The organism is uncultured Porphyromonas sp. (assembly GCF_934359325.1).
Lineage (GTDB): Bacteria > Bacteroidota > Bacteroidia > Bacteroidales > Porphyromonadaceae > Porphyromonas_A.
Genome location: NZ_CAKRLH010000039.1, coordinates 1 through 11,501 on the forward strand (window position 1 = coordinate 1; position 11,501 = coordinate 11,501).

The 11,501-nt window shown below is 56.1% G+C and carries 7 protein-coding genes and 1 pseudogene; 5 read left to right on the forward strand and 3 right to left on the reverse strand.

The features are described 5' to 3' along the window. The first annotated feature begins 159 nt into the window (after positions 1-159). The 5 genes from Q0F21_RS02775 (at position 160) to trxA (ending at position 8,557) form a co-directional block, all read left to right on the forward strand. Positions 160-1,599, forward strand: a complete 1,440-nt coding sequence (locus tag Q0F21_RS02775; RefSeq protein WP_297237180.1) for a YihY/virulence factor BrkB family protein — start codon at positions 160-162, stop codon at positions 1,597-1,599. Between the two features lie 131 nt (positions 1,600-1,730). After that, positions 1,731-2,471, forward strand: coding sequence for an SIMPL domain-containing protein (locus Q0F21_RS02780; protein WP_297237181.1), 741 nt, complete (start codon positions 1,731-1,733; stop codon positions 2,469-2,471). Then, a complete protein-coding gene (gene ligA, locus Q0F21_RS02785; RefSeq protein WP_297237183.1) occupies positions 2,471-4,510 on the forward strand; it encodes an NAD-dependent DNA ligase LigA in 2,040 nt (679 codons plus the stop codon). The genes Q0F21_RS02780 and ligA overlap by 1 nt, the downstream gene beginning before the upstream one ends. 9 nt (positions 4,511-4,519) lie before the next feature. Beyond that, the gene (dnaE, locus tag Q0F21_RS02790) at positions 4,520-8,170 is read left to right on the forward strand and encodes a DNA polymerase III subunit alpha (protein WP_297237185.1); all 3,651 of its coding nucleotides are present in this window, start codon (positions 4,520-4,522) and stop codon (positions 8,168-8,170) included. Between the two features lie 63 nt (positions 8,171-8,233). After that, entirely contained in the window at positions 8,234-8,557 is a 324-nt protein-coding gene (gene trxA, locus Q0F21_RS02795; protein ID WP_297237195.1) for a thioredoxin, read from the forward strand. Between the two features lie 744 nt (positions 8,558-9,301). On the opposite strand, the gene Q0F21_RS02800 is transcribed toward trxA, so the two are convergent. The 3 genes and pseudogenes from Q0F21_RS02800 to Q0F21_RS02810 all read right to left on the reverse strand — a co-directional run. After that, a complete protein-coding gene (locus Q0F21_RS02800) occupies positions 9,302-9,817 on the reverse strand; it encodes a copper resistance protein NlpE N-terminal domain-containing protein (RefSeq protein ID WP_297237197.1) in 516 nt (171 codons plus the stop codon). 150 nt (positions 9,818-9,967) lie between these two features. Then, positions 9,968-10,852: a 1,4-dihydroxy-2-naphthoate octaprenyltransferase gene (gene menA / locus Q0F21_RS02805; RefSeq protein ID WP_297237199.1), complete on the reverse strand. Its 885-nt coding sequence runs from the start codon at positions 10,850-10,852 to the stop codon at positions 9,968-9,970. Further along, positions 10,845-11,501 (reverse strand): annotated as a pseudogene (locus tag Q0F21_RS02810) (aspartate kinase); the annotation flags it as partial. The pseudogene Q0F21_RS02810 and the gene menA, both read right to left, overlap by 8 nt.

Genomic DNA, 11,501 nt, shown 5'->3' on the forward strand with positions numbered 1-11,501 from the left:
CCGATGCCGGGGGGTAGATCGATAGAGGAGTCGGGTGACCGGCTCCCTAGATTAATGACAGGGAGGATGGCCTTGCCATCTCGACAGAACCCGGCTTACCATCCTCTCCCGAGGGGGATAGGTTACTTCTATTTTATATCACACCGGATCCGATCAGACATGCCCAGCGACCAGAAGGACATCCATCAGAGCAACGACCTCCCCGGCTACGAGGAGCGCCTACAGACCATCCGGTCAAGGAGGGAGAAGGAGCAGCGCAAGGGCTTCTTCTCCCGAGTGACGCGACGTGGCAGGAAGGCCAAGCGCTTCTTCTCCGATGAGATCTGGCGCCTCCGTGAGGACGATCTCAGGGGTGGACAGAAGTGGATGGTGCGGGTGCTACAGGTGATTGTGATCACGATACGCGAGTACACCGACGGCAACCTCGGTCGCAAGGCCTCCGCCCTCACCTATACCACGCTTCTTGCGATCATCCCTATGCTTGCCGTGGTGCTCAGTATTGCGGCGGGCTTCGGGATGCAGAGCTCGGTGCAGAGACAGCTCTACGACTACTTCCCCGGTCACTACACAGAGCTGACACAAGCCTTTGACTTCGTCGAGAGCTATATGAATGTGGTCCACAGCAATACCTTCATCATCATCGGAGTGGGTACCTTGCTCTACACGGTGGTGCGACTGATGCTCAATATCGAGGATGTGATGAATGAGGTGTGGCACATCAAGGAGCCCCGTCCTTATAGCCGGCGGATCCTCGGGTCTATGGCCTACTTCCTAATCCTCCCTTTCCTGATCACCTTGACCAGTGGTCTCAATGTATTTATCCGCTCATTCTCGAGCTTCAAGCTCTTCGGTGAGCTCTCTCTCTCCCCGCTCTTTTCCTTCCTGAGCGGCTTCGGTCTCTACCTGATCTGGATTCTGATCTTTACGGCACTGTACAAGCTTATGCCCAACACTCGGGTCCGCACCGGTCCAGCTCTGATAGCGGGGACGCTGTCTGGTGTGGTCTTCCAGCTCTTCCAGATGATCTACATTACCGGACAGCTGTGGGTAAGTAAGTACAATGCGATCTACGGAAGCTTCGCAGCTGTACCATTGCTCCTCCTCTTCGTCCAGATGTCGTGGGTGATCGCACTCTTCGGTGCACAGCTCGCTTACTCGATCCAGAACGTGGAGTACTACTACTTCCGCTCTGAGAGCGAGCATATCTCGAGGCGCTTCAGGGACTTCATCGCCGTGGTTCTGATGAAGAAGATCTGTCTCGCCTTTAAGCACGAGGGGGAGGTGTACAATGGTGAGGAGCTAGCTAAGGAGTGCCACCTGCCGATCATTGTCGTCAATGATACGCTCGACAAACTGGTGCTCTGCCGGCTGCTGATCCGTCAGCCCAATCCAAAACAGACCTCCCGCCCCACTTACCTCCCGGCGCTCGATGTCAGCACGATCACGGTGCGCAAGGTGACCACCGCCATGGACCGGCTCGGGGCGGAGAACTTCCGGATCGACCTCTACAATACCTACGCAAAGGAGTGGCTCATTGTGCGAGATGCTCGCTTCTCAGAGGATCCGGACAAAATGGATCAGCCGGTGATCAGCCTCTGACAGGCTATTCTCCTCATTCTCTATCACCTACCTCTCAGGGAGCGAGAGAGGTCGAAAAGAGGGCACATTAGGTGTCCTTTTTTTCGTAGTTTTGTATGCAACAGATAAAACCTCAATCACCACATAGCACCATGAATAGCAAAAGAAACATCCTCGGTACACTGATCATCGCTGTAGCTGTCGTCCTTTCGGTATGGATCGGTGGCTCAGCTCTGCGGCACCGCAACGACGGACCTCGCACGATCACCGTAAAGGGCAGCGCTGAGCGGTCCTTCCGTAGCAACCTCTCTACGTGGAGTCTCACGATCACTAACCATAGCAGCTCCCCTAAGGCGGGATTTGACGAGGTAGAGCGTCAGAGGGGCGTCGTGGTTGACTTCCTCCGCTCACACGGATTTACCGACGAGGAGATGGAGACCCTCGGTGTATCGTACAATGAGCGGGTCAATGGTTACTACAATAAGAATCAGGACCGCTACGTCGAGGAGCACGACGGCTACGATGTGAGCCAGACGATTGTCCTCACCTCAGAGGATGTGGACAAGATAGACAAGACCGCTAAGGCTGTGGGTGAGCTCATCAATCTTGACGTCACCGTAATGGTGGGCGAGCCCAACTACTACTACACCAAGATGGCGGACCTGAAGCTGGAGATGCTCGATGCCGCAGCCGCTGATGCACGCGACCGTGCTGCATCAATCGCCAAAGCGAGCCACGGCAGCCTTGGTGCCCTACAGAAGTCTCAGATGGGCGTCTTCCAGATACTTGGACGCTACGCCAATGAGAGCTACTCCTGGGGTGGTACACTCAATACCTCAGACATCGATAAGACCGCAAGTATCACCGTCTCCTCGACCTTCCTCCTGAAGTAATGACCCTCGACGAAGCCCGCCGACGGGTAGAGCAGCTGAGACGCGAGCTGGAGGAGCACGAGTATCGGTACTACGTCCTCTCCGCTCCCACCATCAGCGATAGGGACTTCGATCTCCTGATGAAGGAGCTGCAGTCTCTCGAGGAGGCTCATCCGGAGCTGATCACTCCCTTCTCGCCCACGCAGCGGGTGGGGAGCGAATTCATCGGCGGGGTCGCCACCGGTACGGCGGTCGCCCATAAGGTGCCGATGCTTTCCCTCGCCAATACCTATAGCATAGGGGAGGTGGAGGACTTCTACCGTAGGCTCACTGAAGCTGTTGGCGAGGCACCGGAGCTGGTAGCGGAACTGAAGTTTGACGGCGTCTCCATCTCTGTAATCTACGAGGAGGGACTGCTCCACCAAGCACTCACCAGAGGGGACGGGCAGTACGGCGATGATGTGACGCAGGCGATCCGCGCCATCCGGACGATCCCTCTCCGACTCAAGGGGGATAATCTCCCTGATCGAGTAGAGGTGAGGGGCGAGATCTTGCTTCCGTGGAAGGAATTTCAGCGGCTCAATGCGGCAAGAGAGGAAGCGGGCGAGCCTCCCTTTGCAAACCCTCGGAACGCAGTCTCCGGCACGATCAAGACGAAAGAGAATATCGCTGCCGTGGTGAGCCATCGCCGTCCGACGGCTCGCTTTTACTACCTCCTCAGCGATGACGAGGATTGGTTACCAGTACGCCACTCCGATCGACTGGATAGGATGCGGGAGATGGGGCTACCGGTCAGCACGCACAGCGCCCTCTGTCACTCGGTAGAGGAGGTAGACAAGTGCCTCGAGTACTGGGATCTCCACCGGCATGAGCTGGAGGTAGCGACGGATGGCGTGGTGCTAAAGGTCAATGACTATACCCTCCATAAGCGGATCGGTATGACAGCGAAGAGCCCCAAGTGGGCAATCGCTTACAAGTACGATGCCGAGAAAGCGATCACACGACTTGTGGAAGTTTGCTACCAGACCGGGCGGAGCGGCATTGTCACGCCTGTGGCTCTGCTGGAGCCTGTGGAGCTCTCCGGGACCACCGTCTCACGAGCAACACTCAATAATGAGGACTTCATTCGCAACCTGGATCTCCACGAGAGGGATCTGGTATCGGTGGAGAAAGGGGGCGAGATCATCCCCAAGATCACACTTGTACGCAAGGACCTGAGAGACGAACAAGTGGGAGCTCCGGTCTCCATGCCGGAGAACTGCCCGTCGTGCGGCTCTTCACTCGTACGACATGAGGGAGAGGCTGGACTCTTTTGCCCCAATCGGTGGGACTGTCCCGCGCAGGTAGAGGGGCGGATCGAGCACTTCTGCAGCCGGAAGGCAATGGACATCTTTATCGGTCCGAGCAGCATCCACGCCCTCACTACGATCCTCGGTCTACGATCGGTGGATCAGCTCTACACGCTCACCGAGAGGGATCTGCTCCGACTGCCGCTCTTCAAGGAGACGAAGGCGAAGAATCTCCTGAAGAGCATCGACGAGAGCAAGGAGAAGCCCTTCGAGCGGGTACTCTTCGCCCTCGGTATCCCCCTCGTGGGGAGCAAGGTGGCGGAGACACTGGCGACCTATGCCAAGTCGATGGACCGACTTCTGGAGGCCTCTGAAGAGGAGCTCCAGAGCATCCCCGAGGTGGGTCCGATGATCGCCAGAAGCGTGAGAGACTTTGCCGAAGAGCCACGATCTATAGAGTTGGTTGCTAATCTTAAGGCTGCCGGGCTTCACTTTGAGGTCGCTGAGGAAGAGCCTACCGGACCAACCTCTGAGACCTTCGCCGGACAGACAATCGTGATCAGCGGAGTCTTCCACACCATCACACGAGACGAGCTTAAGGAGTTGCTCGCCCGTCACGGGGCGCGGGTCGGCAGCAGCATCTCCGGCAAGACCTCACTCCTCGTGCATGGGGAAAATATGGGACCGGCTAAGCTCGCCAAGGCGGAGCAACTTGGTATAAAAATGATGACCGAGGAGCAGTTTTTTGACACCTACAGAGACCTAAGATAAGAGAGTAAAATGGCAGACTTGAGACCCTTCGTACACCTACACGTCCACTCCTACTTTTCCGTCCTCGACGGGGCATCACCTGTCGAGGAGCTGGTAAAGGCGGCTCGGGAGCACGGTCAGCGCGGTATGGCTCTAACCGACCATGGCGTGATGTATGGAATCAAGACTCTGCATGATCACTGCAACAAGATCAATAAGCCGATCCAGACGGAGATCAAGGAGCTCTCTGCAAAGCTGTCTGAAGAGTCAGATCCATTGACTCAGGAGGATATCCGACAACAGATCGAGGAGAAGCGGAAGGAAATATTCAAGCCAATCTTCGGCTGCGAGTGCTACTGTGCCCGCAATGGTCGGGAGAATAAGAGCACCGTCGAGGACCGCAGTGGGTACCACCTCATCGTACTGGCAAAGAATAAGCAAGGCTATCATAATCTGATCAAGATGGCGTCCGAGGCCTTCACGACCGGATTTTACTACAAGCCCAGGATCGACAAGGGACTGCTCGAGAAGTACCACGAGGGACTGATCGTCTCCAGCGCCTGTCTTGGCGGAGAGGTGCCTCAGCATATCCTTCATGGAGACATTGAGGGGGCTCGAAATGCTATTCGGTGGTTCAAAGGACTCTTCGGGGAGGACTATTACCTGGAGCTGCAGCGGCACAAGACAGACAAGGAACGCGGCAATCGAGAGACCTACGAGAAGCAGCAGCAGGTAAATAAGGTACTCATCCAGCTCGCTGCCGAGGAGGGCGTGAAGCTGATCGCCACGAATGACTCCCACTTCGCAAACGAGCAAGATGGCGAGGCGCACGAGCGACTGATCTGCCTCAGCACGGGCAAGACCTTTGACGACCCTAATAGGCTCACATACACCAAGCAGGAGTGGCTCAAGAGTACTGAGGAGATGAATGAGATCTTCGCCGATGTCCCGGAGGCACTCAGTAACACCGACGAGATCCTCGACAAGGTGGAGATCTACTCCATCGACAGCGACCCGCTCATGCCGGACTTCCCCATCCCGGAGGGCTTTGCCGATGCCGACGACTATCTCAGGCATCTCTCCTACGAGGGTGCCAAGAAGCGGTACGGTGAGGAACTCTCTGACGAGGTGAAGGAGCGGCTGGACTACGAGCTGGATGTGATCAAGACGATGGGCTTCCCCGGCTACTTCCTGATCGTGCAGGACTACATCGTCAATGCGCGAAAGCTCGGGATCATCGTCGGTCCGGGTCGTGGCTCTGCCGCCGGATCCATTGTCGCCTACTCCCTTACCATCACCGACCTTGACCCTCTGAGATACAATCTCCTCTTTGAGCGGTTCCTCAATCCTGACCGCATCTCCCTCCCGGATATTGATGTCGACTTCGATAACGAGGGACGACAGCAGATCCTCGAGTGGGTGACCGAGAAGTATGGAGCCGACCACGTGGCTCACATCGTCACCTACGGCACGATGGCGGCAAAGAGCTCGATCAAGGATATGGGACGCGTGCTCCAGCTCTCACTACCGGAGACCAATGCACTCGCCAAGATGATCCCCGACCGCATAGGGGACAAGAAAGATCCCTCTGTCGCGCTCTCTGTGCAGAATGTCCCGGAGCTCAGCGATATCATGTATGGCCCGGACTCTCTCCAGAAGGAGGTGCTGAAGTACGCCATGCAGCTGGAGGGCACGGTACGCAACGTCGGCGTCCATGCCTGCGGTATCATCATCAGCAAGATGCCGATCTCGGACGTCGTCCCCTCCTGGGTCACCCTCGACAGCCTCACCAATAAGGACATCCTCGTCACCCAGTATGATGGCAGCGTCATCGAGTCTACCGGGCTGATCAAGATGGACTTCCTCGGACTGAAGACGCTGTCGATCATCCGTGCTGCGCTGGATAACGTCAAGCTTAATCATAAGGTCGACATCGACATCAATAAGATCTCCCTCGATGACGAGCTGACCTACAAGCTCTTCAGTGACGGGGACACGATGGCGATCTTCCAGTTTGAGTCCCCCGGCATGCAGCGCTCTCTCAAGGATCTGCAGCCATCAGTCTTCGAGGATCTCATCGCCATGGTCGCCCTTTATCGTCCGGGACCGATGGACAACATCCCCTCCTTCATCGCTCGAAAGCATGGCCAGGAGGAGATCACGTACGAGCTGCCGGTGATGAAGGAGGACCTCGCAGAGACCTACGGGATCACCGTCTATCAGGAGCAGGTGATGCTCCTCTCGCGAAAGATCGCCAACTTTACCCGCGGTCAGTCGGACAACCTCCGTAAGGCGATGGGGAAGAAGAAGATCAAGATGATGCAAGCCCTCAAGGTGAAGTACCTCGAGGGTGGACGGGCAAATGGCTACCCCGACGATACACTGGAGCACATCTGGTCCGAGTGGGAGAAATTTGCCTCCTATGCCTTCAATAAGAGCCACGCCGCCTGCTACGCCTGGGTCTCCTATCAGACTGCTTACCTCAAGGCTCACTACCCGAGCGAGTACATGGCTGGCGTGCTGAGCATTAATCTCAGCGACATCGCTAAGATCACCAAGTACATAGGTACCTGTCAGCAGATGGGCATCCGGGTACTCTGCCCGGACGTCAATGAGTCCGAGTGTACCTTTGCAGCCAATAAGAATGGAGACATCCGCTTCGGTCTCGGTGCGATCAAGGGATTTAGCAACGCTGCTGCCCAGGACATCGTCAGTGAGCGGAAGGCGAATGGTCCCTACATCGACATCTACGACTTCTTCGAGCGCATCCCAGCCAGCGTGGCGACTAAGAAGACGTGCGAGTCGCTGGTGCTGAGCGGTGCCTTTGACTCCTTTGGCAACTACAGCAGAGAGGACTACCTCGATCCGGATGATACGCCCAAGAAGGAGACCTTCCTCGACAAGCTCCTACGCTTCAGCGAGGAGAGCCGTGCCTCCCGGATGTCCAGCCAGGCGTCACTCTTCGGGGACGCTAATTTCCAGGAAATGTCCCGCCCTGCACCCGACCACCGAGCACAGCCCTGGAGCGACATCGAGAAGCTGAATAAGGAGAAGTCTCTCCTCGGGATCTACATCACCGCCTCCCCTCTCGACAAGTATGCCTTGATCCTGAGGGAGCTCTGCAACATCCCCTGTAGCGAGGTGACTGATGGGCTGGACAGCTATGCTGGCAAGGGCGCACTTCGCTTCGGCGGCGTAGTGACCGACTATGTGGAGCGGACCTCCAAGAGCGGTAATCCCTACGGTATCTTGACCCTACAGGACTACGACGGAGAGGGGCGGCTATTCCTCTTCGGGGACCAATTCACCACCTATCGAAACTTCGGCAAGGAGGGACTCTATATCATGGTGACCGTGAAGGTCAGTCCCCCCAAGTGGGAGGGCGGTCGTCCCTTCCGTGAGGTACAGTCGATACAGCTACTGGATCAGGTGGTGGACACGGCCTTCTCCTCACTGGACATAGCCATCCCTGAGGACTCCATCACCGAGGAGCTGTACGACACCATCGTCAGTGGAGCGAGCGAGCTGAAGCCCGGAGGCGTAGCACTCAGTCTCTACATCATAGACCGACAGAAGCAGGTCACGCTGAAGATGTGCAACCACACCAGACGGCTGACCATCACAAGCGACTTCATCGACTCGCTGAAGTCCTTCGAGGATGTCAAATATCATCTGAGCTGACCGATGTGGCACGATAATAGATAGATTAATTGTAGTATTACACTTCATATAAACAATCAGATTATGGCATTTGAATTTACAGACGCTAACTTTGACGAGCACCTGAAGTCAGGTAAGGCAATGGTCGTAGACCTCTGGGCGCAGTGGTGCGGGCCCTGCCGCATGATATCCCCGATGATCGAGGAGTTTGCCGAGCAGTACGACGCCGAGCAGGTCCTCATCGGTAAGATGGACGTGGACGCCAATACCGAGATCCCCACACGCTACGGCGTGATCAGCATCCCCACCATCCTCTTCATCAAGGACGGTGAGGTGGTGGAGCGCAAGGTAGGCGCTCAGCCTAAGGACAAGCTCAAGGAGGCTATCGACGCTCTCATAAGCAAGTAAGCTGCACAAGTCAGCCCTCTCTCCTAGGAGGGCTCACCACACTCAAGGGTCATCGGGACACTGGTCTCGGTGACCCTCTTATTGTATGACGGGCAGGTCATACATCTGTGGAGACCTTTGCATAATACCCCATCTGCGGCGTCACTTTCGAGATTCGGGCTTTGTCATGTGCGTAAGCACACTCCCTTCGCCCTCACTCTCAGCTCCTTGCATCTGGAGTATTCTGCAAAGTCTCTGCCGAAAAAGCTGTGCTTTTTCGGCGAAAGACCATTTTGCAAAGGTCTTCTATGGTCGAAGTCCAAATGCGCAACGGACCCCATAGTGACTTGCAAGCATCAAGGGGTCACCCTTGGCATTGAAGAAGCATAAGCGAACTCTCGTGCCTGACGGACAGAAACCAAGGACAACGCTCGAGGGACTCTCAGTCGAGATGTGAGCAACGAGGGAGCGGAGTGGAATGCAGACATAGACTTGGAGAAGTTCTTCTCACAGATATGCTTTTGACTAAACCCGGTAATAGACTTCACTATTACCGGGTTTAGTGATCACTAATACCGGTAATAGATATTTCCCTGACTCTGGGGGGGATTCCTGGTGGAGATGCTCGGTCGGCCCATGGACTCTTGTCGCAATAATGTAGAGCTGCGGGATGAAGCCTTATATATGCAAGGACAAGAGAGAGGGACACATCCTGCTCGGATGCATCCCTCTCTCTTGCTTGGTTACTCGACCGAGGTCAGTGGATTACTCCATGGTCTCGGCGATCTCAGACTTCTTGACGAGAGTGTAAGCCTTTACGTCCTCGGGGAGGGTGCCATCGGCATTGACGACGATCAGATTGCCCTCCTCATCCTTCTGCATGCGGATGAAGGGAGTAGCTGCAGTCTCCTCATTGATCTGGCTCATCAGGACGATGATGCCATTCTCATCGATGGTGAAAGTACCATTGTCGTGGAACTTCTGCTCACCATCGCTGACGAGAGCCTGGTCGTAGGTGTAGCCACCCTCGGGGGTTACTACAAATACGGTACGAAGACCGGAGGCGTCTGCTGCGGGCAGCTCACCCTCGTAGGTACCGACATAGGGTGCAGCCACGGCGGCACGTACAGCGGCGATAGAGTCCTGACGGGCTACCTCAGCCAGAGAGTCAGCCTTGGCCTGAGCCATAGCCTCGTCCTCCTTGCTCTGCTTACCATCGCATGCAGCCAGACCAAGTCCGAGTGCCAGTGCGATCGATGCGATTGCGAAAATCTTCTTCATGATATAACTACTTGATGATAGTGATAAAATCTTGTTCTTGTCGATTCGACAGCCGTTAGTCGACCAGCGAACCAATTATTGTGCAAAGGTAAGCAATGATTTTGAATTACGTATAAGAATCGACCAGAACTTTTACTTTTCCCCCAAATATCACAGTATCTGGAGGATAAGAAGGAGAATGCCGATCACCAGGGAGACGATGTTGGTGTACTTAAGGAGCTTATTGAGCTCCGGTCCGTGACAGCGGTAGATGTAGACGGTGAGTACAGCGACGAGTGGGGCTATCGCCAGTACAGCGGCGGTCAGTCCCGGGCTCCGGGTGGCGAGGTAGATCCCGGCGGTGAGGAGTATCACCGTCAGAATGCTATTCAGGAGGTACATTGTGGGGCCGAAGCGCTCGCCCATACGGACGATGATCGTCTGCTTCCCGCTCTCCTTGTCCTCGGCGTAGTCCCGGTAGTTATTACAGACGAGTATATTGTCCTCCCAGATCCCAATGCCGACCGACAGGAGGAGGAGGTAGAGCGGCGGGGTGCCTCCGATGGCTCCGTAGGTGGCGATGATCGGGGTCATCCCGTAGAAGAGCACCACCGCCACGTCTCCCAGCCCATGGGTGGAGAGGGGATAGGGCCCGTAGGAGTAGGCATAGACGCCGATCAGCACCAGCAGACCCACGGCGATGAGCCACCACGCTCCCGTCAGCAGCACAGCCACGATGCCGGAGAGGATGGTGATCCCTGTGGAGATCAGCATGGCGGTCAGCATTTCGCGTGGGGTCACTTCGCCGGTCACCAGCACACGCCGAAATCCAACTCTCTTTGCCGTGTCCTTTTCCCCCTTATAATCGAAGTAGTCGTTGGCAAAGTTGCTGGTGATCTGCGCTGTTAGGGCGACAAGTAGGGCGCAGAGGTATGGCCAGAAGTCGAATACTCCCTCAGCGATCAGTGCTCCCAGCACCACCAGCATCGGTGCAATGGATGCCCCTAAGGTGTGAGGTCGGGTGGCGTAGACCCAGGTGCCAAGGCGGTTACTCATCCTCCGGCTCCATGAAGAGGTGCTTGTGGAGCTGATTCATCGCCAGTTCCTTATCCTCCGCCCGCACCACTACCGAGACGTTGTGGTCCGACCCACCGAAGGAGATCATCCGTACCGGCAGGTCCTTTACCGCCTCGATGACGCGGGACTCGAAGCCGACGTTCTTCCAATTGAGATCGCCTGCGATACATAGGATCGTCATAGGGGCGTCGAGGGTGACGGTGCTGAAGCGCCGGAGATTGGCGAGGATGTCCTCCAGTCGGTCTGTGTCGGTGATGCTGACGGAAACTGATACCTCGCTGGTGGTGACCATATCAATCGGTGTCCGATTTGCCTCAAAGACCTCGAAGATCTTGCGTAGAAAGCCATACGAGAGCAGAAGTCTCGTGCTGCGGATCCTAAGCACGGTGACGCCGTCCTTGGCGGCTATCGCCTTGAGTGCTCCCTCGTCCATGCGGTTGGAGATCAGCGTCCCTTTTGCCTGAGGATCCATAGTGCTGAGTAGCTTCACCGGCACATTTGCCATTTTCGCAGGGATAATGCAGGAGGGGTGGAGGATCTTCGCACCGAAGTAGGCCAGCTCCGATGCCTCGTCGTAGTGGAGTGTCCTCACCGGTCGGGTGTGCTCCACGACACGCGGGTCGTTATT